The following is a 23232-nucleotide window of genomic DNA, read 5'->3' on the forward strand; positions in this document are numbered from 1 at the left end:
TTGAGGTGCTAGTGCCCTTTATCGGGCGTGGGGGTTCAAGTCCCCCCTCGGACACGCGAAAAAGCGCGGGCCGTGACCATGAGGTCACGGCCCGCGCTCGTTGTGTGTGGGGGAAGTCTCGTTCCGTCGAAGATCACCAGGTCAGCGCCCCTTTCCCGCGCCCGCGCCGCCCCGAACGGCTGCTCCAAGTGGCGTATCGAAGTGCCCGAACCTAGCTTCGTACTAAAATTTCCGGCTTGTTACGGAGCTGGCGCCGGACAACCCCAGGCAGACCTGCGGGCCCGCCAGCGCCCCGGAGGCTTCCGGGATCGAGACGCGAGGACCGGATGGCAGCCATACAGGAGAGCAATGCTCTCGGCCTGCTCGACGAAGAGCTCGGCGCAGAGATCCACCAGCGGTTCGGTGACACGGCACGTTTCTCCGGAGGCCCGGCGGCCTCCCCGCGCACGCTCGTCGACATCTTCGAGGCATCCGTGCGGTCCTACCCCGACGAGCCGGCGCTGGACGACGGCACGACCAGCCTGACCTACCGTGCGCTGGCCGTCGAGGTGGAGCGGCTGCGGCGCGGGCTCGGCGCGGCCGGGGTCGGGCTCGGCGACCGGGTGGGCGTGCGGGTGCCGTCCGGCACCAATGACCTCTACGTGGCGATCCTCGCCGTGCTCGCGGCCGGTGCCGCATACGTCCCCGTCGACGCCGAGGACCCGGACGAGCGGGCCGAGCTGGTGTTCGGGGAGGCGGACGTACGGGCCGTCGTCGGCGCCGGGCACGAGATCACCGTGCACGGCACGTCCGAGTCCCCCGCCGCCCGTCCCGGCGTCGGGCACGACGCGTGGATCATCTTCACGTCCGGTTCCACCGGGAAGCCCAAGGGCGTCGCCGTCTCGCACCGCAGTGCCGCCGCGTTCGTGGACGCCGAGGCCGCGCTGTTCCTCACCGAGGAGCCGATCGGGCCCGGGGACCGGGTCATGGCGGGGCTGTCGGTCGCGTTCGACGCGTCCTGCGAGGAGATGTGGCTGGCATGGCGGTACGGCGCCTGTCTGGTGCCGGTGCCGCGTGCGCAGGTCAGAAGTGGTGCCGACCTCGGGCCCTGGCTGGTCGAGCAGGAGATCACGGTCGTGTCGACCGTGCCCACGCTCGCCGCGCTCTGGGAGCCCGAGACCCTCAACGACGTACGCCTGCTGATCTTCGGCGGCGAGGCCTGCCCGCCCGAGCTGACGCAGCGGCTGGTGACCGAGGGGCGCGAGGTCTGGAACACGTACGGCCCGACCGAGGCGACCGTCGTCGCCTGTGCGTCGCTCATGAGCGGTGCGGAGCCGATCCGGATCGGGCTGCCGCTGAACGGCTGGGAGCTGGCCGTCGTCGACGAGGCCGGGGAGCCCGTGCCGATGGGCGCGAGCGGGCAGCTGGTGATCGGCGGGGTCGGGCTGGCCCGGTATCTCGATGCCGAGAAGGACGCCGAGAAGTACGCGCCGCTGGAGTCGCTCGGCTGGGAGCGGGCGTATCGCAGTGGTGACCTCGTCAAGGCGGAGCCGGAGGGGCTGGTCTTCCTCGGGCGTGCCGACGAGCAGATCAAGCTCGGCGGGCGGCGGATCGAGCTCGGAGAGGTGGATGCCGCGTTGCAGGCGCTGCCGGGCGTCGCCGGGGCGGCCGCCGCCGTGCGGACCGCTCGCAGCGGCAATCAGCTGCTCGTCGGGTACGTCGTCACGCAGGACGGCTGGGATCACGCCGTCGCCGTCGAGAAGCTGCGCGCCGCGCTGCCCGCCGCGCTCGTGCCGCTGCTGGCGCCCGTCGAGGAGCTGCCGACCCGTACCTCGGGCAAGGTGGACCGAGGCGCGCTGCCCTGGCCGCTGGAGGGCCTGGAGACCGGCGGTCCGGCGGAGCAGCTCTACGGCACCGAGGCCTGGCTCGCCGAGCAGTGGGCCGAGGTGCTCGGCATCCCCGTGTCCCGCGCCTCCGACGACTTCTTCGCGATCGGCGGCGGCAGTCTGGCCGCCGCGCAGCTGACGACTCGGCTGCGGACCCGGTATCCGAGCGCGGCCGTGCTGGACATCTACCAGCAGCCGGTCCTGCGGAAGCTGGCCCGGCACCTGGAGAAGTCCGCGCACGACGACGGGGCGGAACGATTCGTGGCGCCGGTGCCCCGGCGCGCGCAGGTGATCCAGCTCCTTCTTCTCGTTCCGCTGTTCACGCTGCTCGGCCTGCGCTGGACGGTCGCGCTGGCCGCGCTGGGGAATCTGCTGCCCGCCCACGGGTGGCTGCCCACCGCCTCCTGGTGGCTCGTCGCCGTCGGAGCGGTCGTGCTGTACAGCCCGCCGGGGCGGCTCGTGCTGGCCGCCGGGGGTGCGCGGCTGCTGCTCAAGGGTGTGAAGCCCGGACGGTACGCGCGCGGGGGCAGCCTGCATCTGCGGTTGTGGGCGGCCGAGCGGCTGGCCGAGTTCAGCGGGGCGACCTCGCTGACCGGGGCCTGGCTGGAACGGTATGCGCGAGCGCTGGGCGCCAAGGTCGGGCCGGACGTCGACCTGCACTCGCTGCCGCCGGTCACCGGGCTGCTCAAGCTGGGACGCGGCGCGGCCGTCGAGTCCGAGGTGGATCTGTCCGGCTACTGGCTGGACGGGGACCGGCTGGAGATCGGCACGGTCAAGGTGGGCGCGCATGCCGTCGTCGGCACGCGCAGCATGCTCTTCCCCGGCGCCCGGGTCGGCAAGCGGGCCGAGGTGGCGCCCGGTTCGGCGGTCACCGGGCAGATTCCCACCGGCCAGCGGTGGGCGGGCGCGCCGGCGGTCAAGCTGGGCAAGGCCAAGCGCAACTGGCCGAAGGAACGGCCGCGGCGCGGGACGTACTGGCGTGTCATGTACGGCATCACCGGCGTCGCGCTGAGCGCGCTGCCCGTGCTGGCGGGCGTGGCGGCGTTCCTCGTGGGCCGGGAGATCTTCACGCCGGACGCACCCCTGACGGGCGCCGCGCTGGCCCTCGTTCCGGCGACGCTCGCCTTCGGGCTGGCGTACGCCGTGCTGATCCTGATCGGCGTGCGGCTGCTGAGCCTCGGTCTGCGTGAGGGAACGCATCCCACGCACAGCCGGATCGGCTGGCAGGCCTGGACCGTCACGCAGCTGATGGACCGCTCGCGCGAGACCCTGTTCCCGCTGTACGCCGGGCTGGTCACGCCGGTGTGGCTGCGGCTGCTGGGCATGCGGATCGGGCGGGGCGCGGAGGTGTCGACCGTGCTGGCGCTGCCCAGTCTGACCACGGTCGGTGAGGGCGCGTTCCTGGCCGACGACACCCTGACCGCGCCGTACGAGCTCGGTGGCGGCTGGATGCGGATCGGGCGGGCGGAGATCGGGCGGCGGGCCTTCCTCGGGAACTCGGGGATGACGGCGCCCGGGCGGACCGTGCCGGAGGGCGGCCTGGTCGGCGTGCTGTCGGCGACGCCGAAGAAGGCGAAGAAGGGCACGTCGTATCTGGGGCTGCCGCCGGTGAAGCTGCCGCGCAGCACGGCCGATGGCGACCAGAGCCGTACGTACGATCCCCCGGCCCGGCTGCTGTGGGCGCGCGCGCTGGTGGAGCTGTGCCGGATCGTGCCGGTGTTCTGCTCGGCCGGTCTGGCGGTGCTGACCATCGCGGCGCTGTGCGTGCTGGGGGTCTGGGCGCCGCTGCTGTCGGGGCTGGTGCTGCTCGGGGCCGGTGCCTTGGCGGGGCTCGTGTCCGTCGTCGCGAAGTGGGTGCTGGTGGGCCGGCACCGCAGCGGGGAGCATCCGCTGTGGTCCGGGTTCGTGTGGCGCAACGAGCTGGCGGACACGTTCGTCGAGGTGCTCGCCGTGCCGTGGCTGGCGGGTTCGGTGCCGGGGACGCCGGTGATGACGGCGTGGCTGCGCGGGCTCGGGGCGCGCATCGGCAAGGGCGTGTGGGTGGACAGCTACTGGCTGCCGGAGACCGATCTGGTGACCCTTGAGGACGCCGCCACCGTGAACCGGGGCTGTGTGCTCCAGACACACCTCTTCCACGACCGGATCTTGCGGACGGATACTGTGGTCCTCCGTGAGGGCGCGACGCTGGGTCCTGGCGGGATCGTCCTTCCGGGCAGCGTGATCGGGGCCCGTACGACACTGGGTCCCGCGTCGCTCGTCATGGCGGCGGAGTCGGTCCCCGACGACACCCGTTGGCTCGGTAATCCGATCGAAGCATGGCGTCCTTGAGCGCGGCCCACTCGGGGTCGGTGGGCGGCGGGCCGGCACGGAGTGGCAGCAGTACGGCGCAGGGAGCACAGACAGCAGTGGCAGTTCAGCAGACGGCAGGCGCGGACCCGTACTTCCCGGAGCACGGCGATCCCCGGTACCGGGTGCACCGGTACGAGTTCGCGCTGGACTACCGCCCGGGCCCGAACCGGCTCTCCGGGGCGGCGCGGATCAACGCCATAGCGGGACGGGCGCCGCTGACCGAGTTCATGCTGAACCTTGCCGACTTCAAGATCGGCCGGGTCCGGGTCGACGGACGGCAGCCGCACTACACCCACCGCGGGGGGCGGCTGCGGATCCGCCCCGCCAAGCCGATCCGTGCCGGGGCGGCCTTCACGGTCGAGGTGCACTGGTCGGGCAACCCCAAGCCGGTGAACAGCCCCTGGGGCGGGCTCGGTTGGGAGGAGCTGGAGGACGGGGCGCTGGTGGCGAGCCAGCCGATCGGGGCGCCGTCCTGGTACCCGTGCAACGACCGGCCCGCCGACAAGGCGTCGTACCAGATCTCGATCACCACGCCGTCGGCGTACGCGGTGGTCGCGGGCGGGCGGCTGCTGACCCGTACGACGAAGGCGAGCACGACCACCTGGGTGTACGAGCAGTCGGCGCCGACGTCCAGCTATCTGGTCGGGCTGTCGATCGGCAAGTACCAGACGGTGCTGCTGGGCGACCCGGGCCTGGGCGGCGTTCCGCAGCACGGGCACATCCCGGCGCATCTGCTGCCGGAGTTCTCGCGGGACTTCGCACGCCAGCCGCAGATGATGGAGCTGTTCCAGGATCTGTTCGGGCCGTACCCCTTCGACGAGTACGCGGTCGTGGTGACCGAGGAGGAACTCGATGTGCCCGTCGAGGCGCAGGGGTTGTCGCTGTTCGGCGCCAACCACGTGGACGGTGCGCGGGGTTCGGAGCGGCTGGTGGCGCACGAGCTGGCGCACCAGTGGTTCGGCAACAGCGTGTCCATCGCCGACTGGCGGCACATCTGGCTGAACGAGGGGTTCGCGAAGTACGCGGAGTGGCTCTGGTCGGAGCGGTCGGGCGGGCGTACGGCGCAGCAACTCGCCGCCGCCGCACACCGGTTGCTGTCGTCGATGCCGCAGGATCTGCGGCTGGCGGATCCGGGGCGCAAGTCGATGTTCGACGACCGGCTGTACGAACGCGGCGGGCTGACCCTGCACGCCGTGCGCTGCGCGCTCGGGGACATCGCCTTCTTCCGCATGCTGCGCGGCTGGGGCCGGCTGCACCGCAACGGCACGGTGACGACCCAGGCCTTCACCTCGTACGTGGCCCGGTTCGCGACCGAGCCGGTGGAGGAGCTGTTCGAGGCGTGGGTGTACGGGACCGCGCTGCCGCCGTTGCCCGGGACCGAGACGCGGGCGGCGGGCTAGCACAATGGCGGGCATGACCTCGCGTTCCTGCCCCTGCGGGCTGCCCAAGGCGTACGACGACTGCTGCGGCCGCTTCCACTCCGGTGCGGCGGCCGCACCGACAGCCGAGGCGCTGATGCGGTCGCGGTACAGCGCGTTCGTCCAGGGTGATGCGGCGTATCTGCTGCGCACCTGGCATCCGCGGACGCGGCCCGCGCGGCTGGATCTCGAGCCGGGGATGCGGTGGACCGGGCTGGAGATCCTGGAGACGGCGGACGGGTCGGCGTTCCACGCCACGGGGACGGTGACCTTCCGGGCCTCGTACCGGGGTGGGTCGCTGCATGAGCGGAGCCGGTTCGAGCGGGTCGAGGGGGCGTGGGTGTACGTGGACGGGGAGTTCCTGAGCTAGGGCACCTACGGGGCCAGGATGTCGAGTTCCTGGAGGGCGCCCATGGTGATCTCGCGGGTCAGGTGTTCCGCCCGGACCGCGTCGCCGCCGCGGACCGCCTCGGCGACCTGGACGTGCAGGGTGACCGCGGCGGGGTCGGGGTCCTCGAACATGACCTCGTGGTGGGTGCGGCCGGCCAGGACCTCGGTCACCACGTCACCGAGGCGGGCGAACATCTCGTTGCCGGAGGCGTTGAGGATGACTCGGTGGAAGGCGACGTCGTGGATGAGGTAGCCCTCCAGCTGGTGGCCGCGTGAGTGGGCGACCATGCCGAGGGCGCACTCGGTGAGTTCGGCGCACTGGTCGGCCGTGGCGTACTTGGCGGCCAGTCCTGCCGCCACCGGCTCGATGGCCGAGCGCAGGACCGTGAGGGAGCGCAGCTGCTGGGGGCGGTCGGCGCCGGCCAGGCGCCAGCGGATGACCTGGGGGTCATAGACGTTCCACTCGGACTTCGGACGGATCGTCACGCCCACGCGGCGGCGGGACTCCACCAGGTACATGGACTCCAGGACGCGGACCGCCTCGCGCATCACCGAGCGGGACACGTCGAAGCGCTGAGCCAGTTCGTCCGTGCGCAGAACGCTGCCCGGCGGGTACTCGCCCGCGGTGATCGCGGGGCCGAGGGTTTCCAGTACTCGGCCGTGCAGCCCCCGGCCCGTTGTGCTCATGCACTCAGCGTACGGGGCAAGTCACGCGATCAAAAAGTCAGACTTATATGTCACACACTCTTGAATTCGTCGTACCTAATGAGTTTCAGTTGCGTCGACATCACGTGTCGACGAGGACAGCAGACAGTGAGGCAGCGATGAGTACCCCCCATGTCGTCGTGGTCATGGGCGTTGCGGGCACCGGGAAGACCACCATCGGTCCCCTGCTCGCGGCCCGGCTCGGCGTCCCCTATGCCGAGGGCGACGACTTCCACCCGTCGGCCAACATCGCCAAGATGTCGGCCGGCACCCCGCTCGGCGACGACGACAGGTGGCCGTGGCTCGACGCCATCGGCACCTGGGCGCACGAACGGGCGGGGCTCGGCGGGGTGGTCAGCTGCTCGGCGCTGAAGCGGTCGTACCGGGACCGGCTGCGGGCCGCCGCACCGGACCTGGTGTTCGTGCACCTGGCGGGCGACCGCGCCCTCATCGAAGACCGGATGTCGCACCGGCAGGGGCACTTCATGCCCACGGCACTGCTCGACTCCCAGTTCGCCACGCTCCAGCCGCTTCAGGAGGACGAGGCGGGAGTCGTCGTGGATGTGTCGGGCAGCCCCGAGGAGATCACCGGACGGGCCGTGTCGGCCCTGACGGCGCTTCCCGAGCCGACCGCCTGACCCCGCTCGCCCCCTTCCCCAATCCCCCGTACCTGTAAGGGAACCCCGTGACCAGACTCAGCGTCGAGATGCTGGCAGCGGACACCGTCGAGCCCATCACCTCGGCCGGCCACGCTCAGCTGGGCATCGCCGTCCTGGCGGGCATCGCCGTCATCGTCCTGCTCATCACCCAGTTCAAGCTCCACGCCTTCCTGTCGCTGACCCTCGGGTCACTGGCGCTCGGCGCGATCGCCGGGGCGCCGCTCGACAAGGTCATCACCAGCTTCTCCGCCGGGCTCGGCACCACCGTGGCCGGCGTGGGCGTGCTGATCGCCCTCGGCGCGATCCTCGGCAAGATGCTCGCCGACTCCGGCGGCGCCGACCAGATCGTCGACACCATCCTCGCCCGGGCAAAGGGCCGTTCGATGCCGTGGGCGATGGTGCTGATCGCCTCGGTGATCGGTCTGCCGCTGTTCTTCGAGGTCGGCGTCGTGCTGCTGATCCCGGTCGTGCTGATGGTCGCCAAGCGCGGCAACTACTCGCTGATGCGCATCGGCATCCCGGCCCTCGCCGGTCTCTCCGTGATGCACGGCCTGGTCCCGCCGCACCCCGGCCCGCTGGTCGCGATCGACGCGGTCGGCGCCAACCTGGGTGTGACGCTGGCGCTCGGCGTCCTCGTCGCCATCCCGACGGTGATCATCGCCGGCCCGGTGTTCTCGCGGTACGCGGCCCGTTGGGTGGACGTCCCGGCGCCCGAGCGGATGATCCCCCAGCGGGTCTCCGAGGACCTGGAGAAGCGGCCCGGCTTCGGTGCCACGCTGGCCACCATCCTCCTGCCCGTCGTCCTGATGCTCTCCAAGGCGCTGGTCGACATCGTGATCGACGACCCCGAGAACACCGTCCAGCGCGTGTTCGACGTCATCGGCTCCCCGATGATCGCGCTCCTCGCCTCCGTACTCGTGGGCATCTTCACGCTGCTCAGGCCCGCCGGGTTCGGCAAGGAGCGACTGTCGCCGCTCGTCGAGAAGGGCCTCGCGCCCATCGCGGGCATCCTGCTGATCGTGGGCGCCGGCGGCGGCTTCAAGCAGACGCTGATCGACACCGGCGTGGGCCAGATGGTCCTCGACATCTCCAAGGACTGGTCGATCCCCGCGCTGTTGCTGGCCTGGCTGATCGCGGTGGCGATACGGCTGGCGACGGGCTCGGCGACGGTGGCCACGGTCTCGGCGGCCGGTCTGGTCGCCCCGCTGGCGGCCGACATGTCGACGACCCACACCGCCCTGCTCGTCCTCGCCATCGGCGCCGGCTCGCTGTTCTTCAGCCACGTCAACGACGCCGGGTTCTGGATGGTGAAGGAGTACTTCGGCCTGAGCGTCGGCCAGACCATCAAGACCTGGTCCGTCATGGAGACGATCATCTCGGTGGTCGCCGGCGGTCTCGTCCTGCTGCTCTCACTGATCATCTAGGGGTACGGGCATGAGCCACCCGCTCTTCGACATCAGCGGCCGCACCGCCCTGGTCACGGGCTCCAGCCGGGGCATCGGCCTGGCGCTCGCCCGCGGCCTGGCGGAGGCCGGCTGCACGGTGGTCCTCAACGGACGCAACGGCGAACGCCTCGGCGAGGCCGCCGCCGGACTGGCCGCCGGACTTCCCGGCGACCGGATCCACACGGCCGCGTTCGACGTGACCGACGGTACGTCGGTGGCCGCCGGGATCGCGGACGTCGAGGAGCGGGTCGGCCCGCTCGACATCCTGGTCAACAACGCGGGCATGCAACTGCGCGCACCCCTGCTGGAGTTCACGGACACGGACTGGCACCGCATCCTGGACACCAACCTCACCAGCGCGTTCCTGGTGGGCCGGGAGGCCGCCCGGCGGATGACGGAACGCGGCCACGGGAAGATCATCAACATCTGCTCGCTGCAGAGCGAGGTGGTCCGCCCCGGCATCGCGCCCTACGCCGCCACCAAGGGCGCCCTGAAGATGCTCACCAAGGGCATGTGCGCCGACTGGGGCCCCTACGGCGTGCAGGTCAACGGCCTCGGTCCCGGCTACATCGAGACCGAGCTGACCCAGCCCCTCGTCGCGGACGAGGAGTTCAGCTCATGGGTACGGCGCCGGACCCCGGCGGGACGCTGGGGCCGTACCGAGGACCTGGTGGGCGGGGTGCTGTTCCTCGCCTCACCGGCCGCGGACTTCGTCGGCGGGCAGGTGCTGTACGTCGACGGCGGCATGACGAGTGTGCTGTGAAGGAGGCCTCGGAGATGCTCGGTTGTGTGATCCACGGTCAGGGCGATCTGCGGGTCGAGGAGCTGCCGGTGCCGGTCCCCGGTCCCGGGCAGGCGCTGGTGGCCGTGCGCTACGGCGAGGTCTGCGGCTCCGACCTGCACTACTGGCTCCACGGCGGGGTCGGGGACTTCCGGCTGAGGGAGCCCATGGTGCTCGGGCACGAGGTGGTCGGGACGGTCGTGTCGTACGGCTCCCCGGGCACCCCGGGTCCCGCTGTCGGTACGGCCGTCGCCGTGCATCCGGCCACGCCCTGCGAAGTCTGCCCCGAGTGCGTGGACGGGCGGCGCAACGTCTGCCGGGACACCCGCTACCTGGGCAGCGCGGCGCGCTTTCCGCACGTCCAGGGCGGGTTCGCCGCACAGGTTGTCGTACCGGCCGGCCAGTTGAGGCCGCTCCCGGCCGGCCTCGGCCTGCGGCGGGCAGCGCTCGCCGAGCCGCTGTCCGTCGCGCTGCACGCGGTGCGGCGGGCCGGTGACCTGGCCGGGAGGCATGTCCTCGTGACCGGTGCCGGGCCCATCGGCTGTCTGGTGGTCGCGGCGGCGAGGGCGGCCGGGGCGGGGCGGGTCACGGTGACGGACCTGCTGCCGACGGCACTTGAGTACGCGCGGATCGCCGGCGCCGACACCCTCGTACGGGCGGATGATCCGGACGCTGCCGGGTGGCCCTCCGAGGTGGACGTGGCGATCGAGGCCTCGGGGGTCGCCGCGGGGCTGGACACGTGTCTGCGGCTGGTGCGGCGCGGTGGCGTCGTGGTGCAGCTGGGGATGCTGCCGGCGGGGCGCAGTGCGTTCGCGGGGAACCTCGTCGTGAGCCGGGAGATCGAGCTGCGGGGAGCGTTCCGCTTCGATGCGGAGTTCGACGGGGCGCTGGAACTGCTCGCTACCGAGGCGTCGTTCGACGGGCTGGTCAGCACGGTGGTGCCGGTGCGGGAGGCCGAGGCGGGGTTCACGCTCGCGGCGGACCGGAGCAGATCGTGCAAGGTGCTGTTGGACTTCGGGGCCTGAGCGGACTGGGCGGACTGGGCGGCCGACGGTCCACCCTGCTTCCGTTTTCCGGGATCACGGCACGCGGATACCTGAACTCGCCCTGACGATCGCATGAAGCGACTTCCCCGAGAGCGTTCTGGGCCCGATGATGAGGTGACCTCCGGAGGCTGCCGCTGCCGTCGGGGGCGTGAACATCGGGGGGTGTCATGGCGGTTTCCCTCGGGATGCGTATCTCGGGGCTGCTCGTGGTCGGGGCGGTGGCGGTGGCCGCCGCCGCTTTCACGAGTGACGGGGGCGGCACTGCGGACGGCAGGGGCGGCGGGGGCACCATCGTGACCGCCGGGCCGTCCGAGGGCGGCGGGGGGCCGACGGGACCGGCGGATCGCTCGGCTCCGGTGGCGCAGCAGTCGCCCAACGGCCGGGCGGGCGCGAACGCGTCCGGGCCGACCGCTGTCCCCGGCGGGTTGCCGGGCGGGTCGGTGAGCACGAGTCCCAGCCCTTCGCCGACCGCCCCGTCCCCGAGCGGCAGGGGCACCGTGATCCTCCAGGCCCCGCCTTGGCTGCCGCCCGGCCCGAATTCGCCCGACTCCGACGGCACACCCGATCCGGCGAGCGTGTACGACCTGCTCCGCGCGCCGGAGCGCTGCGAGTCCGCCCTCGGGAAGATCCCGCAGGGGGCGGCGCAGGCGGAGTGGCAGCTGCTGCGCGGGCTGTCCGCGGCCTGTCTGGCCGTACAGGGCCGGGGCGGCGGTGACTGGGACGCGGCGGCCGGGGCCCATGCCGAACTCGCCGGACGCGTCGACACCTGCAAGGGGCGCGCCGCGTACGCCGTGCTGGGCGGGCTGCTCGACTTCCACCGGCGGCACCCGGGCGGCACCGTCCGGCTCGCGGCCGCACCGGGCGGCACGCCGGCGTGCGGCTACCGGATCGAGGGCGTCGACACGGGCGGCGACGGCGAGGCACGGCCCGGTGACACGATCGGCATCGAGCTGACCGGCACCTACTTCGACCATGCCGAGCTGCTGCGGGACGCGAGCGTGAGCATCGGCGGGTCGGCGGTTCCGGGTGTGCCCGTCCTGAAGTCCGAGTCGGGTGACCGTCTGGTGCTGTCCGTTGCCGTACCGGCCCTGGAGCCGGGCCCGGCCGAGATCGCCGTGCGGCACGCGGGCACCGAGGTCCGGCTGCCGGCCGCCTTCACGGTCACCGGCCCGGACACGGTGGAGGAGCCGGGCACGGGGCCCACCGATGAACCGGGGGCGTCGGTGCCGGATCCCGGCAGACTGCTGTCCTCGCTCGGCGTGGAGGTGCCGGACCTCGGCGGATCGGCGGCGCGCCCCGGCCCGGCGACCTCGGCCCTCGGAACCCTCACGGAGCCCTTCGGCCTGTCGCCGTACAGCCCGTCATGGCCGCCACCGTGAATGCTCCCGCTCCGCCCACTCCCGGCTGACCGAGCCCGTCCGCATGCCGCGGCGGGCCTCCGGGTCGCCCAGGGCCATGCCGATGTGGCCGGCGAGGACGATGCCGATGGTGAGGGCCAGCCAGTCGTGGACGAAGGTCGCGCCGGTGCGCCACTGCAGGGGGGTGAGGTGGGTGAACCACATGATGAGGCCGGTGCCGAGCATCACCAGCGTCGCGCCGGCGATCCACGCGGCGTAGATCTTCTGCCCGGCGTTGAACTTGCCCGCCGGACGGGACTCGGGCCGTTTGTCGCGGTGCAGGGTGGCGCGCAGCCAGACGCGGTCGTGCGGGCCGAAGCGGTTGAGGAAGCCGAGGTCGGCACGGAAAAAGCGGGAGGCGAGGCCGGCCAGGACCGGCACGGGCAGGGCGAGGCCGGACCACTCGTGGATACGGACCACCAGCTCGCGGCGGCCGACGAGTTCGGCGAGCTGCGGGATGTACAGGCAGGCCGCCGTCACCACGCACACGCCCATCAGCGCGGCCGTCGTGCGGTGCACCCAGCGGGTCGCCGGGCCGAAGCGCCGCACGCCCGTGGACCGGCCGGGGGCGTCAAGTCGTAGGCTCATCGTCGCGTCCGTTCGAGCGGCCGACCCAGGCGTCGACGTCGTAGCCCCGTTCCTCCCAGTAGCCCGGTTTCACGTCCTCGGTGACGGTGATGCCGGAGAGCCACTTGGCGGACTTGTAGAAGTACATGGGCGCCACATAGAGGCGGACCGGTCCGCCGTGGGCGTGGTTCAGGTCCTTGTCCTGCATGCGCAGGGCCACCATGACGTCGGCGCGGCGGGCCTGGTCGAGGGTGAGGCTCTCGCTGTAGGCGCCGTCGAAGCAGGTGAAGCGCACCGCACCGGCCCCCTTGCGCACTCCCGCGGCGTCGAGGAGCCGGGACAGGCGCACGCCCTCGAAGGGAGTGTCGGGAACCCGCCAGCCGGTGACGCACTGGACGTCGCGCACCAGCCGGGTCTGCGGCAGGGCGCGCAGGTCGGCCAGCGTGTAGGTCCTGGGGCGGTCGACCAGGCCGTCGACGGTGAGGCGGTAGGTGGTGGCGTTCTTGCGGGGGACGGACGAGGTCACCGAGTAGTAGCGGAAGCCCCCACCGTTGGGCAACAGGTCGGTCAGGCCGGTGGGGTCCTTGTCGGAGGCGCTCGCGAGGAAGGACTCCATCCCGCGCTGCAGGACGGGCGCGGTGACCACGCCGAGGGCGCCCAGACCGAGGGTGCCGAGCAGGACGCGGCGGCCGATCGGCTTGCCCGTGTGCCCGCCCTGTTCCTCGTCCTGTTCTCCGCCCTCGCGCTCGGGCTGTTCGGGGTTCACCTACTCATTCGAACACCCGCGGCCCCGGCCGGACCAGGGATCGCGGGTGCTCGTCAGGGTTCCGTAATCACTTCTTACGCGGCACCGGCGCACCGCCTGCCGCTACGGCTTCTCCGCCGCCGCCTTGTCCAGCTGGAACGCCTCGTTGCCGAGCCCGATGCGGGCGTGCCGCTCGGGCGCGCGGGAGCGCAGGAGCAGGCCCTGGAGCACGCCCACGGCCAGCGCGAGGACGATGACGGCGGGCAACGCCCAGTTCAGGGCCGAGTCCGGGCCCGCGCCGATCAGGACGTCGAAGTCCTTGACGGTGTAGACGACGATGAACAGCAGCCCCACGACCGAGAGCCCGGACGCGGCCAGCCGCCAGAACTGGGCGGCGACGGCCCCGCGGCGGACGAAGAAGGCGATGACGGAGACCGACGCGGCGGCCATCAGCGCGGCCACGCCCAGCGCGCCGAGGTTGCCCATCCAGGTGAACAGGTGCAGCACCGGGGCGGTCGGGTCGCCGGTCGGCTTGTCGTCGGTGAGCGCGAAGACGGCGACGACCACGAGGGAGATCGCGGTCTGCAGCAGCGAACCCGTGCCGGGGGCGCCGCTCGCGCCGCTGGTGCGGCCGAAGGCGGACGGCAGCAGGCCCTCGCGGCCCATGGCGAAGGCGTAGCGGGCGACGACGTTGTGGAAGCTGAGCATCGCCGCGAACATGCCGGTCACGAACAGCACGTGCAGGACGTCGGTGAAGCCGGCGCCGAGGAGGTCCTCGGTGAGGAAGAACAGCAGTCCGGCGCTCTGCTCCTGTGCGGTGCCGACGATGGCGGAGGGCCCCGCGGCGACGGTGTACGCCCAGCAGCTGATCGTGTAGAAGACGGCGATGCCGCCGATGGCCAGGAACATCACGCGGGGCACGAGGACGTGCGGGCGGCTGGTCTCCTCGGCGTAGACGGGCGCCTGCTCGAAGCCGAGGAAGGCGGCGACGCAGAAGCACAGTGCGGTGCCGATGCCGGCGCCGGTGAGGGTGTCCGGGTTGAAGGCGTGCAGCGACAGGCCCTCCTTGGCGGGGTCGGCGATCGCGGCGACGTCGAAGATGACCACGAGGACGACCTCGATGATCAGCAGCACGCCGAGCACGCGCGCGTTGAGGTCGATCTTCAGCCAGCCGAGCCCGCCCACCAGGAGGACCGCCGCCAGCGCCGGTATCCACCAGGCGACCTCCGTGTCGAGGTAGGTGGCGAAGAGCCCGGAGACCTCGAAGCCGAAGATGCCGTAGATGCCGACCTGGAGGGCGTTGTAGGCGACGAGCGCGACCATCGCGGCGCCGGCGCCCGCGGTGCCGCCGAGGCCGCGGGAGATGTAGGCGTAGAAGGCGCCGGCGTTGTGGACGTGCCGGCTCATCTCGGCGTATCCGATGCTGAAGAGCGCGAGGACGAGGCCGAGGATCACGAAGAGCAGCGGCTGCCCGACGACACCCATCACCCCGAAGGTCGTGGGCATGACACCCGCGACCACCATGAGGGGTGCCGTCGCGGCGAGCACGGACAGCAGCAGGCCCGTCGTGCCCAGCCGGTCCGCGCGCAGGGCCCGGTCCTGTCCCTTGAACGTACTGATCCCGCCGCTGCCGGCGGTGGCTCTGCTCGTGCTGGAACTGCCCGTGGTCATCGGGGACCGTCCTTGGGTCGACTGCGGTTGGGGGCGTTACGCCGTGCCGAGCGCGGTGTCGCGTGCGGCGCGGAAGGCGGGATAGGGCTCGCGGTCCGGGTACGACCACGGCGACGGGGTGGCGTGCTCGCCGATGCGGTGGAACAGGGCGGCGGCCTCGGCGCCGCGGCCCTCGCAGACCTTGGCGTGGGCGAGGTAGTTCAGGTCGACCAGACGGCGCGGGTGGCCCTCCTGCTCCCACTCCAGCCACCAGTCGAAGGCGGCCCGCATCACCTGCCGGGCCCGGCGGCCGGCCCAGTGCCCGGAGGTGGCGGCGTCGGGCTGCTCACGCCCGGCTCCCGCGAGGACGCGGTAGCGCTCGGCGTGGGCGATGACCGGGAGGACGGCGAGCGGGGAGTCGGCGGGGGCCCGCTCGGCGGCCGCGTTGGCGAAGTCGTAGACCTCGTGCAGCGGGTCGGGACCGGCGCCGGTGTGGCGTTCGGCGAGCCGGGCGACCATCAGGTGGTGGGCGTGGTGGTGGTCGGCGTACCGGGCGCCGACCTCGGCGAACAGGCGCCGCACCGCCTCCTCGGCGCCCAGCGCGCTCTCCAGCATGAGCAGGCCGAGCCAGGGGGTGGGGTCGGCGGGCGCGAGCGTGGCGGCGGCGTGGCAGGACTCGCGGGCGCGGACCGGCTTCTCCTTGCCGCGCAGGGCGCGCTGGACCTGGGCGAGGGCGAGCAGGACGGCGGCGTCGGCGGAGTCGGGCTCGGCGAGCAGCCAGTCGCGGGTCCAGGGGGCGCAGTACGGCTCCTGGGCGAGGACCGTGACGCGGTGCCCTCTGCGGTCCCAGTCGTCGCCGGTCCGGGCGAGCAGCGAGCGGGCCGTCTGCCATCGGCCCTGGGCCAGCGCGGTGCGGGCGGCGGCGAGCTCGGCGTCGTCCAGGGCCGCGTCGAAAGTGTGGGATGCGCGCTTGCGGCCGCGGCCGAGAGGTGGCGGGGGTGGGGACACCGTTCTGGGTTCTGTCCGGGGGAAGAATGTGGCCTGTCATCGAGCGATCACGCACAGCAAACCCGCAGCCAATGGTTCGCGTCAAGGGCCACCGAGGCGTTACACGCGTCAACTGCTGTGACTGGTGGGACAGTTGATGCGTTCACCACTCATGCACCTTGCGTTAAATGTCGGAATTGTTCAGAGTGTGTGGCGTACGTCATGGCGTAGCCCGGGCAGGCATCGCACGATGACAGGACGCGCATGCCGGGCCTGGTGCCGCTACAGTCGGCCCCTACGCACCCCGTCCCCCACCCGGCAGGATGATCGAGGTACGCAGCGTGTCGCTTCAGATCCTGATACTCGCCGTGAGCGCCGCATGCTGCCTGGGCTTCGGCTTCGTACTGCAGCAGAACGCGGCCCAGAAGGCGCCGCTGAAGGACTTCCTCTCCCCCCGGATCCTCCTCGACCTGATGAAGGTGCCCCGCTGGCTGGGCGGCATCGGGCTGATGGTGGTCGGCATGGCGCTCGGCGCGATGGCGCTGGGCCAGGGCGAGATCTCCCTCGTGGAACCGCTGCTGGCGACCAACCTGCTCTTCGCGCTCGCGCTCTCCCGCCGCCAGACCAAGCAGCCGCTGGGCCGCCAGGGCTGGACGGGACTCGCACTGCTCGCGGGCGGTGTGACAACCTTCATCGTCGCCGGACAGCCACACGGCGGGTCGGCGCCCAGTGGTGACTTCAGGCAGTGGCTGATCATCGGCGTCATGGTGGGCGCGGCCCTGCTGCTCACCGCGTACGCCAAGCGCTCGCGGCTCAGCGCGGGCCCTGCGCTGCTGGCCACGGCGGCCGGTCTGCTGTACGGCGTGCAGGACGCCCTCACCCGCGTGACCGGGCAGCGGTTCGCCGAGGGCGGCATGGCGGAGATCCTGACCAGCTGGCAGCCGTACGCCGTCGTGGCGCTCGGCCTCACCGGGCTGATCCTCGTGCAGAGCGCCTTCGAGACGGCGTCCCTGCGCATGTCCCTGCCGGCCCTGACCGCGGCCCAGCCGCTGGCCGGCATCCTCTGCGGCGTCGGCTTCCTCGGCGACCGGCTGCGCGCCGACTCGGGCGCGCTGGCGTGGGAGGCGGCGGGGCTCGCCGCGATCGTGGTCGGCATCATCATGCTCGGCACGCATTCGGCGATGCCGAGCGGCGTGAAGCAGCCGCGGCAGGTTGCTGTGGCGGCGGTTCCGGCACGCTGACCGTGCGAGCGGCCGTCCTGGTTGGATGGCCCCCATGAGCGCTGCTGACGAGATCCTCGACATCGTCGACGAGCACGACCGGGTCGTCGGACGGTCCCGGCGCGGCGAGGCCTACGCCAAGGGGCTGCGCCACCGCTGCGTCTTCATCGAGACCCGCGACTCCGAGGGCCACCTCTTCGTACATCGCCGCACGCCCACGAAGCTGGTCTTTCCCTCGCGGTACGACATGTTCGTCGGCGGCGTCGTCGGCGCGGGCGAGTCCTACGACGAGGCCGCCCTGCGCGAGGCCGAGGAGGAACTCGGCGTGAGCGGCCTCCCCCGCCCCGCCTACCTCTTCAAGTTCCTCTACGACGACGGCGCCGGGCAGACCTGGTGGTCAGCGGTGTACGAGGTGCGCTGCGAGATGCCGGTGAACCCGCAGGTGGAGGAGGTCGCCTGGCACGACTTCCTGCCGGAGGCCGAGGTCGAGCGGCGGCTGGCGGAGTGGGCGTGGGTGCCGGACGGGCTGGCGGCGTACGAGCGGCTCAGGGCTTACCGGGCTGCGGCCGGCTGACCCGCCTCGGGACGGCCCGCGAGCGCGTCGGCGAGAGCCCGCTCCTGATCGGCGGTGATGCCCAGGCCGGCCGGGAGGGTGCGCGGGCTGTACCGCCCGTCACAGAGCGCCAGTGGGCTGCTCGGCTCGGCCGTGGCTCCGCTGAGCGGGCTGCGACCCCGCACCGCCCAGCCGGGCCCGTCCCAGAACGGGTGGTCCAGGAGCTGCTCCGCCACGTCGGGCGCCGCGTCCTCGGCCACGCCCACCGCCCTGAGCGCACCGGATGTCCGAGCCACCGCCTCCGCCTCGGGCATGTCCGCGTCGCCGAAGGCCGGCAGCAGCAGGAGCAGCCGCAGTCCGGGATCCACGACACCCGCCGCACCGGCCGGGGCGGACCCGGCCACGGCGACCAGCTCGGGCCAGGACAGTCCCGGCCCGCTGTAGTGCCCGTCGAGCGAGGCCAGGCAGGCGTGCCGGTCCCAGTCGGGGTGGGTGATCAGATAGTCGGTGCCCGCGTCGTCCGGAAAGTTCCGGTGGACGATCCACAGCATGTGCCCGCCCGTCATGGGGATGCGGATCGCCGGCCAGATCTCCTCCGCCCCGTGCAGCGCCGAGATCGCCTCGTCGACGTCCGCCGAGTCGGCACCGAAGACTTCGGGGTCCTGTGCGAAGTCGTCCCGGACGGGGAGATAGAACGCCGGCCAGAACCCGGGCATCCCGAGCAGCTGCTCGGCGGGCGCCATGCCGTGCCCGGGCATCGCGTACCCGGCCAGTGACGTGGGAACATCCATGCGCCGAACCGTAGCGGGTGGCACCGACAGCGCCCCCTGACCGCCGCCCGGTTAGGGTCGTGCATGTGATCGAGTTCGTACGTAACGTCCGGCTGTGGTTTGCGCCGCAGGAGGTTCGGCGGGAGGGCGGGACACCCGACTACCGGTTCTCGCTGGCCAACGAGCGCACCTTTCTGGCCTGGCTGCGTACCGCGCTCGCGCTCGTCGGCGGCGGCTTCGCGGTGGACCAGTTTCTGCCGGATCTGCGCTGGGGCTGGCGCGTCGGGCTGGCGCTCGCGCTGCTCGCGGCCGGCGTGCTGTGCTCCTTGCGCGCCGTCAATCACTGGGTGCGCTGCGAGCAGGCGATGCGGCGGGGCGAGGACCTGCCGGTGTCGCGGTTCCCGGCGGTGCTGAGCCTGGTGGTCGCGGTCGTGGCCATCGCGATGGTCGTCGTCGTGCTCGTGGGGTGGGAAGGGTGAGCCCCGGGGCGATCGCGGAGCCCCTCAGGGATCCTGGGCTGCAGCCCGAGCGGACGCGCCTCGCGTGGCGCCGTACGACCCTGTCCGGCACCGTGGCCGCCGTACTCGCCGTGAAGACCGCACTGCACGGCGGAGTTTCCGTGGTCGGGCTCGTCGTCTGCGCCCTGTGCTTCGCGCTGTGGCTGGGCTTTCTGGCGCTCGCCCACCGCCGTATCGGCGTCCTCGCCTCGTCCGCCGAACCGGCGGCCCTCGCGCCCCGGCATGCCACGGCCACGGTCCTGTTCACCGTGGCCCTGGCCGTCTGCGGCGCCGCCCTGGTCCTCTGAGATCTGATTCCGCTCGCGGCTACGAGCCGATCACTCCGCCCCCTGCCACAACCCCTCCGGCGCCACCGGCTCCTCCTCCGTCTCCCAGTCCACCGTGACCACGATCTTGCCCCGGGTACGGCCCTCCTGGTTGAGCCGGTGCGCGTCCGCCGCCCGCTCCAGCGGGAACGTCTCCGAGACGTGCACGGACACCACCCCCTCCTCCGCCAGCTCGGACAGCCGCAGCAGATCCGCCGCGTCGGGGCGGACGAAGTAGTAACGGCCCCCGTAGTCGAAGACGTCCGGGTCGGCGATGGACACCAGGCGGCCCTCGGGGGCCAGCAGGTTGGCCGAGGCCTTCAGCGCGTCACCGCCGACCGTGTCGAACGCCGCGTCCACCCCCTCGGGCGCCAGCCCCCGCACCCGCTCGGTCAGGCCGTCGCCGTACTCGACCGGCTCACCGCCGAGGCCGCGTACGAAGTCGTGGTTGTGCGCGCTCGCCGTGCCGATCACCCGGGCACCCAGGTGGCGGGCGAGCTGGACGGCGATCGAGCCCACACCGCCGGCCGCGGCGTGCACGAGGACCGTTTCACCGCGCCTGACCTGGAGGATCTTGGTCAGCACCTGGAACGCCGTCAGCCCCACCAGCGGCAGACCGGCCGCCTCCTCCCAGGTGAGGTTGCGGGGCTTGCGCGCGAGGGTGCGGACGGGCGCGGCGACGTACTCGGCGAAGGTGCCGCGCGCGAGGACGTCCTCGCGTACGTAGCCGATGACCTCGTCACCGACGCCGAACTCCGTGACGGACACACCGGGCTGGACGACGACACCGGAGACGTCCCACCCGGGGACAACCGGGAAGACCGGCTCGAGCATCCGGTCCAGGTAGCCCTCGCGGCACTTCCAGTCGACCGGGTTGACCGCTGCCGCCCGCACCTTCACCAGCACGGAGTCGGGGCCGACGCGCGGATCGCGCACATCACCGTATGCGAGCTCGTCGGCCCCGCCGTAGCGTGTGTAGCTGATGCCCTTCATGGGTTCGACCCTCCGGGGTGGGAGGGCGCCACGCAAGCCCGAATAACCCGATATGCGCCGTTCGCGTGGCAGCCTGTCCGACGTCACCACCCGCACCTTCGAAGGTGAGCACCATGACCACCATGCACGTGGAACACCCCTCCCACACGCACACCCACGGTCCGGACTGCGGGCACACCGCGGTGCCGCACGGCGACCACACCGACTACGCGCACGACGGTCACCTGCACCGCGAGCACGGCGGCCACTGGGACGAGTGCGAGACGGACGGGCACGTCGCGCACGAGGGCCACACCCATCAGCACGGCGGCGACTGCGGGCACGAGAGCGTCCTGCACGGCGACCACGTCGACTACCTGCACGACGGCCACCGGCACGCCGCCCACGCAGGCCACTGGGACGACCACTGAGCCCACGGGAGCCCCCGGGCGGCTTTGTCCGACCCGCCCCGTACTGGCCGAGAACGCACGCCCGACAGCTCCCCGACGCACCGCGCGGGGAGCTGTCGGCCTATCGTGGCCCCGATCACGTTCGGCTCCCCCACTGGACGACATACCGACTGGTCGGCATCATGAGTCAGGTCTCGTTAACCTGCCTTTAGGAGCCCCGTATGAGCCCCGACCATCCGCCCGGACTCGATCTCGAACGGCTGCGCGGCCTGCTCGAGCGCGAGCGGCCCGGTCTGGCGAGCGGCCCGCTGACCGGCCGGCTGATCGAGGGCGGACGGTCCAACCTCACGTACATGGTCTCCGACGGCACCTCGCAGTGGGTCGTACGGCGGCCCCCGCTCGGCCACGTCCTCGCCACCGCGCACGACATGAAGCGCGAGCACCGGGTCATCAGCGCGCTGCACCCGACGGACGTGCCGGTGCCGCGGCCGGTGCTGCTGTGCGAGGACGAGGAGGTGCTCGGATCGCCGTTCTACGTCATGGAGTTCGTCGCGGGCACCCCGTACCGCACCGCCGACCAGCTCGCCCCGCTCGGCGCGGAGCGCACCCGGGGCGCGGTGCTGTCGCTGGTGGACACCCTCGTCGAGCTGCACGCGGTGGAGCCGGCGTCGGTGGGTCTTGAGGACTTCGGCCGGCCCGAGGGCTTCCTGGACCGGCAACTGCGCCGCTGGGGCAAGCAGTTGGACGCCTCCCGCAACCGCGAGCTGGCCGGCATCGACGAGCTGCACGCGACGCTCGGCCGCCGGCTGCCGACCTCTCCCGCGGCGACGGTGGTCCACGGCGACTACCGGCTGGACAACGTCCTCATCGGGGACGACGACAAGATCAAGGCGATCCTCGACTGGGAGATGTCGACGCTCGGCGACCCGCTCACCGACCTGGGCCTGCTGGTGATGTACAGCATGCCGCTGGAGATGCCCGACTCCCCCGTCTCCACGACCGCCCAGGCCCCGGGGCACCCGGATCCGGCCGAACTGATCGAGCGGTACGCCGCGCGCTCGGGGCGCGACGTCTCCGCGGTCTCCTGGTACACGGCGTTCGCCTGGTTCAAGCTCGCCGTGATCCTGGAGGGCATCCACTACCGCTACACGCTGGGCCAGACGGTCGGCCGCGGCTTCGACCGCATCGGCGACCTGGTCCCGGTCTTCATCGAGCACGGCCTGAGCACTCTTCAAGACGGAATCCAGGAGGGCTGACGGACATGGACTTCGCGTTCGACGCGCGCACCGAGGAACTGCGCGCCAAGCTGCTCGCCTTCATGGACGAGTACGTCCATCCCGCCGAGGCGGTGGCCGAGGAGCAGCGGGCCGCGCTGGCGTCCCCGTGGGACACGCCGGCCGTGGTGGAGGAGCTCAAGGCCGAGGCGCGCAGGCAGGGCCTGTGGAACCTCTTCCTGCCGGACCAGGAGTACGGGGCCGGGCTGACCAACCTCCAGTACGCCCCGCTCGCCGAGATCACCGGCCGCTCCCCGCACCTGGCACCGACGGCCACGAACTGCGCGGCGCCCGACACCGGCAACATGGAGGTGCTGTCCCAGTTCGGCGACGAGCAGCAGAAGAAGCAGTGGCTGGAGCCGCTGCTGGCCGGTGAGATCCGCTCGGCGTTCGCGATGACCGAGCCGGATGTGGCCTCCTCGGACGCCACGAACATCACCACGCACATGGAGCGGGACGGCGACGAGTACGTCATCACCGGCCGCAAGTGGTACATCTCCGGGGCGATGAACCCGGACTGCAAGATCCTCATCGTGATGGGCAAGACGGACCCGGAGGGCGAGGACATCCGGCGTCAGCAGTCCATGATCCTGGTCCCCCGCGACACCCCGGGCGTCACGATCAAGCGCGCCATGCGGGTCTTCGGCTACGAGGACCACTCCCACGGCGGCCACGCCGAGGTGATCTTCGACCACGCGCGCGTGCCGGTGTCCAACCTCATCGGCGAGGAGGGCGGCGGCTTCGCCATCGCCCAGGCGCGGCTCGGTCCGGGCCGTATCCACCACTGCATGCGGCTGATCGGCATGGCCGAGCGGGCGATCGAGCTGATGTGCCGCCGGGCGGTGTCCCGGAACGCCTTCGGCAAGGCGCTGGCCCAGCAGGGCGTGGTCCACAACTGGATCGCCGACGCGCGGGTGACGGTCGAGCAGCTGCGGCTTCTCGTGCTCAAGACTGCCTGGCTGATGGACACCGTCGGCAACAAGGGTGCTCACACGGAGATCCAGTCCATCAAGATCGCCACGCCGCGTGCGGTCGTCGACATCCTCGACCGGGCGATCCAGTTGCACGGTGCGGGGGGCGTCAGCCAGGACTTCCCGCTCGCGGAGCTGTACGCCGCCGCGCGGACCCTGATGATCGCCGACGGGCCGGACGAGGTGCATCAGCGGTCGCTGGCGCGGCGGGAGTTGAAGAAGTACCTGTGACTCC

General features: G+C 72.0%; 22 protein-coding genes. 15 read left to right on the top strand and 7 right to left on the bottom strand.

The window, feature by feature from the left end; all coding sequences use genetic code 11:
* Positions 1-326: 326 nt before the first annotated feature.
* The 3 genes from ACWGDB_RS32405 to ACWGDB_RS32415 all read left to right on the top strand — a co-directional run bounded on the left by ACWGDB_RS32405 (position 327) and on the right by ACWGDB_RS32415 (position 6002).
* Positions 327-4193, top strand: coding sequence for a Pls/PosA family non-ribosomal peptide synthetase (locus ACWGDB_RS32405; RefSeq protein WP_453825706.1), 3867 nt, complete (start codon positions 327-329; stop codon positions 4191-4193).
* 77 nt (positions 4194-4270) lie between these two features.
* The gene (locus tag ACWGDB_RS32410) at positions 4271-5614 is read left to right on the top strand and encodes a M1 family metallopeptidase (RefSeq protein WP_453825707.1); all 1344 of its coding nucleotides are present in this window, start codon (positions 4271-4273) and stop codon (positions 5612-5614) included.
* Positions 5615-5627: 13 nt separating this feature from the next.
* Entirely contained in the window at positions 5628-6002 is a 375-nt protein-coding gene (locus ACWGDB_RS32415) for a YchJ family protein (RefSeq protein WP_453825708.1), read from the top strand.
* Positions 6003-6007: 5 nt separating this feature from the next.
* Here ACWGDB_RS32415 and ACWGDB_RS32420 read toward each other — a convergent pair whose 3' ends face one another.
* Complete coding sequence (locus tag ACWGDB_RS32420; protein ID WP_453825709.1) at positions 6008-6709, bottom strand: FadR/GntR family transcriptional regulator; 702 nt, start codon at positions 6707-6709, stop codon at positions 6008-6010.
* A gap of 137 nt (positions 6710-6846) precedes the next feature.
* Between ACWGDB_RS32420 and ACWGDB_RS32425 the strand changes: the two genes are divergently transcribed.
* The 5 genes from ACWGDB_RS32425 to ACWGDB_RS32445 all read left to right on the top strand — a co-directional run bounded on the left by ACWGDB_RS32425 (position 6847) and on the right by ACWGDB_RS32445 (position 12037).
* Positions 6847-7365: a gluconokinase gene (locus tag ACWGDB_RS32425; protein ID WP_453825710.1), complete on the top strand. Its 519-nt coding sequence runs from the start codon at positions 6847-6849 to the stop codon at positions 7363-7365.
* A 47-nt stretch (positions 7366-7412) separates the two neighbouring features.
* Positions 7413-8810: a GntP family permease gene (locus tag ACWGDB_RS32430; RefSeq protein WP_453825711.1), complete on the top strand. Its 1398-nt coding sequence runs from the start codon at positions 7413-7415 to the stop codon at positions 8808-8810.
* A gap of 10 nt (positions 8811-8820) precedes the next feature.
* Positions 8821-9594: an SDR family oxidoreductase gene (locus ACWGDB_RS32435; protein WP_453825712.1), complete on the top strand. Its 774-nt coding sequence runs from the start codon at positions 8821-8823 to the stop codon at positions 9592-9594.
* A gap of 14 nt (positions 9595-9608) precedes the next feature.
* Positions 9609-10637, top strand: coding sequence for an L-idonate 5-dehydrogenase (locus ACWGDB_RS32440; protein WP_453825713.1), 1029 nt, complete (start codon positions 9609-9611; stop codon positions 10635-10637).
* A 188-nt stretch (positions 10638-10825) separates the two neighbouring features.
* Positions 10826-12037: a hypothetical protein gene (locus tag ACWGDB_RS32445; RefSeq protein WP_453825714.1), complete on the top strand. Its 1212-nt coding sequence runs from the start codon at positions 10826-10828 to the stop codon at positions 12035-12037.
* On the opposite strand, the gene ACWGDB_RS32450 is transcribed toward ACWGDB_RS32445, so the two are convergent.
* The 4 genes from ACWGDB_RS32450 to ACWGDB_RS32465 form a co-directional block, all read right to left on the bottom strand.
* Positions 12020-12643 carry a cytochrome b/b6 domain-containing protein gene (locus tag ACWGDB_RS32450; RefSeq protein WP_453825715.1) on the bottom strand — a complete coding sequence of 208 codons (624 nt, stop codon included), beginning with the start codon at positions 12641-12643 and terminating at the stop codon, positions 12020-12022. The genes ACWGDB_RS32445 and ACWGDB_RS32450 overlap by 18 nt on opposite strands.
* Positions 12627-13388, bottom strand: a complete 762-nt coding sequence (locus ACWGDB_RS32455; protein ID WP_453825716.1) for a molybdopterin-dependent oxidoreductase — start codon at positions 13386-13388, stop codon at positions 12627-12629. The genes ACWGDB_RS32450 and ACWGDB_RS32455 overlap by 17 nt, the downstream gene beginning before the upstream one ends.
* A 102-nt stretch (positions 13389-13490) precedes the next feature.
* Positions 13491-15038 carry an APC family permease gene (locus tag ACWGDB_RS32460; RefSeq protein WP_453825717.1) on the bottom strand — a complete coding sequence of 516 codons (1548 nt, stop codon included), beginning with the start codon at positions 15036-15038 and terminating at the stop codon, positions 13491-13493.
* A gap of 36 nt (positions 15039-15074) precedes the next feature.
* On the bottom strand, positions 15075-16025 hold the full coding sequence (locus ACWGDB_RS32465; protein WP_453825718.1) for a hypothetical protein: 951 nt from the start codon (positions 16023-16025) through the stop codon (positions 15075-15077).
* Positions 16026-16345: 320 nt separating this feature from the next.
* Between ACWGDB_RS32465 and ACWGDB_RS32470 the strand changes: the two genes are divergently transcribed.
* Together ACWGDB_RS32470 and ACWGDB_RS32475 are read left to right on the top strand one after the other, a co-directional pair.
* Complete coding sequence (locus tag ACWGDB_RS32470; RefSeq protein WP_453825719.1) at positions 16346-17245, top strand: DMT family transporter; 900 nt, start codon at positions 16346-16348, stop codon at positions 17243-17245.
* A 34-nt stretch (positions 17246-17279) separates the two neighbouring features.
* Positions 17280-17798, top strand: coding sequence for an NUDIX domain-containing protein (locus ACWGDB_RS32475; protein WP_453825720.1), 519 nt, complete (start codon positions 17280-17282; stop codon positions 17796-17798).
* On the opposite strand, the gene ACWGDB_RS32480 is transcribed toward ACWGDB_RS32475, so the two are convergent.
* Positions 17777-18568 carry a hypothetical protein gene (locus ACWGDB_RS32480; RefSeq protein ID WP_453825721.1) on the bottom strand — a complete coding sequence of 264 codons (792 nt, stop codon included), beginning with the start codon at positions 18566-18568 and terminating at the stop codon, positions 17777-17779. The genes ACWGDB_RS32475 and ACWGDB_RS32480 overlap by 22 nt on opposite strands.
* Positions 18569-18633: 65 nt before the next feature.
* Here ACWGDB_RS32480 and ACWGDB_RS32485 point away from each other — a divergent pair, with 65 nt between their 5' ends.
* Together ACWGDB_RS32485 and ACWGDB_RS32490 are read left to right on the top strand one after the other, a co-directional pair.
* Positions 18634-19026 (top strand): YidH family protein, encoded by a 393-nt coding sequence (locus ACWGDB_RS32485; RefSeq protein ID WP_453825722.1) that lies wholly within the window; start codon positions 18634-18636, stop codon positions 19024-19026.
* Positions 19023-19352: a DUF202 domain-containing protein gene (locus tag ACWGDB_RS32490; RefSeq protein ID WP_453825723.1), complete on the top strand. Its 330-nt coding sequence runs from the start codon at positions 19023-19025 to the stop codon at positions 19350-19352. Before ACWGDB_RS32485 ends, ACWGDB_RS32490 begins: the two co-directional genes overlap by 4 nt.
* 30 nt (positions 19353-19382) lie before the next feature.
* Here the strand turns inward: ACWGDB_RS32490 and ACWGDB_RS32495 are convergent, their stop codons facing one another.
* Complete coding sequence (locus ACWGDB_RS32495) at positions 19383-20363, bottom strand: NADP-dependent oxidoreductase (RefSeq protein ID WP_453825724.1); 981 nt, start codon at positions 20361-20363, stop codon at positions 19383-19385.
* Between the two features lie 113 nt (positions 20364-20476).
* Between ACWGDB_RS32495 and ACWGDB_RS32500 the strand changes: the two genes are divergently transcribed.
* The 3 genes from ACWGDB_RS32500 (at position 20477) to ACWGDB_RS32510 (ending at position 23228) form a co-directional block, all read left to right on the top strand.
* Complete coding sequence (locus ACWGDB_RS32500) at positions 20477-20773, top strand: hypothetical protein (RefSeq protein WP_427841824.1); 297 nt, start codon at positions 20477-20479, stop codon at positions 20771-20773.
* Between the two features lie 200 nt (positions 20774-20973).
* A complete protein-coding gene (locus tag ACWGDB_RS32505) occupies positions 20974-22008 on the top strand; it encodes a phosphotransferase family protein (RefSeq protein WP_453825725.1) in 1035 nt (344 codons plus the stop codon).
* Positions 22009-22013: 5 nt separating this feature from the next.
* Positions 22014-23228 carry an acyl-CoA dehydrogenase family protein gene (locus ACWGDB_RS32510; protein ID WP_453825726.1) on the top strand — a complete coding sequence of 405 codons (1215 nt, stop codon included), beginning with the start codon at positions 22014-22016 and terminating at the stop codon, positions 23226-23228.
* The last annotated feature ends 4 nt before the right edge of the window (positions 23229-23232 follow it).

The organism is Streptomyces sp. NPDC055013 (assembly GCF_053608645.1).

What these genes read in the sequence shown, in the direction of transcription:
- ACWGDB_RS32405 (WP_453825706.1), top strand. Translation starts at nt 327, where the DNA reads ATGGCAGCCATACAGGAGAGCAATGCTCTCGGCCTGCTCGACGAAGAG.
- ACWGDB_RS32415 (WP_453825708.1), top strand. Translation starts at nt 5,628, where the DNA reads ATGACCTCGCGTTCCTGCCCCTGCGGGCTGCCCAAGGCGTACGACGAC.
- ACWGDB_RS32420 (WP_453825709.1), bottom strand. Translation starts at nt 6,709, where the DNA reads ATGAGCACAACGGGCCGGGGGCTGCACGGCCGAGTACTGGAAACCCTC.
- ACWGDB_RS32425 (WP_453825710.1), top strand. Translation starts at nt 6,847, where the DNA reads ATGAGTACCCCCCATGTCGTCGTGGTCATGGGCGTTGCGGGCACCGGG.
- ACWGDB_RS32435 (WP_453825712.1), top strand. Translation starts at nt 8,821, where the DNA reads ATGAGCCACCCGCTCTTCGACATCAGCGGCCGCACCGCCCTGGTCACG.
- ACWGDB_RS32440 (WP_453825713.1), top strand. Translation starts at nt 9,609, where the DNA reads ATGCTCGGTTGTGTGATCCACGGTCAGGGCGATCTGCGGGTCGAGGAG.
- ACWGDB_RS32445 (WP_453825714.1), top strand. Translation starts at nt 10,826, where the DNA reads ATGGCGGTTTCCCTCGGGATGCGTATCTCGGGGCTGCTCGTGGTCGGG.
- ACWGDB_RS32450 (WP_453825715.1), bottom strand. Translation starts at nt 12,643, where the DNA reads ATGAGCCTACGACTTGACGCCCCCGGCCGGTCCACGGGCGTGCGGCGC.
- ACWGDB_RS32460 (WP_453825717.1), bottom strand. Translation starts at nt 15,038, where the DNA reads ATGACCACGGGCAGTTCCAGCACGAGCAGAGCCACCGCCGGCAGCGGC.
- ACWGDB_RS32475 (WP_453825720.1), top strand. Translation starts at nt 17,280, where the DNA reads ATGAGCGCTGCTGACGAGATCCTCGACATCGTCGACGAGCACGACCGG.
- ACWGDB_RS32480 (WP_453825721.1), bottom strand. Translation starts at nt 18,568, where the DNA reads ATGGATGTTCCCACGTCACTGGCCGGGTACGCGATGCCCGGGCACGGC.
- ACWGDB_RS32495 (WP_453825724.1), bottom strand. Translation starts at nt 20,363, where the DNA reads ATGAAGGGCATCAGCTACACACGCTACGGCGGGGCCGACGAGCTCGCA.
- ACWGDB_RS32500 (WP_427841824.1), top strand. Translation starts at nt 20,477, where the DNA reads ATGACCACCATGCACGTGGAACACCCCTCCCACACGCACACCCACGGT.
- ACWGDB_RS32505 (WP_453825725.1), top strand. Translation starts at nt 20,974, where the DNA reads ATGAGCCCCGACCATCCGCCCGGACTCGATCTCGAACGGCTGCGCGGC.
- ACWGDB_RS32510 (WP_453825726.1), top strand. Translation starts at nt 22,014, where the DNA reads ATGGACTTCGCGTTCGACGCGCGCACCGAGGAACTGCGCGCCAAGCTG.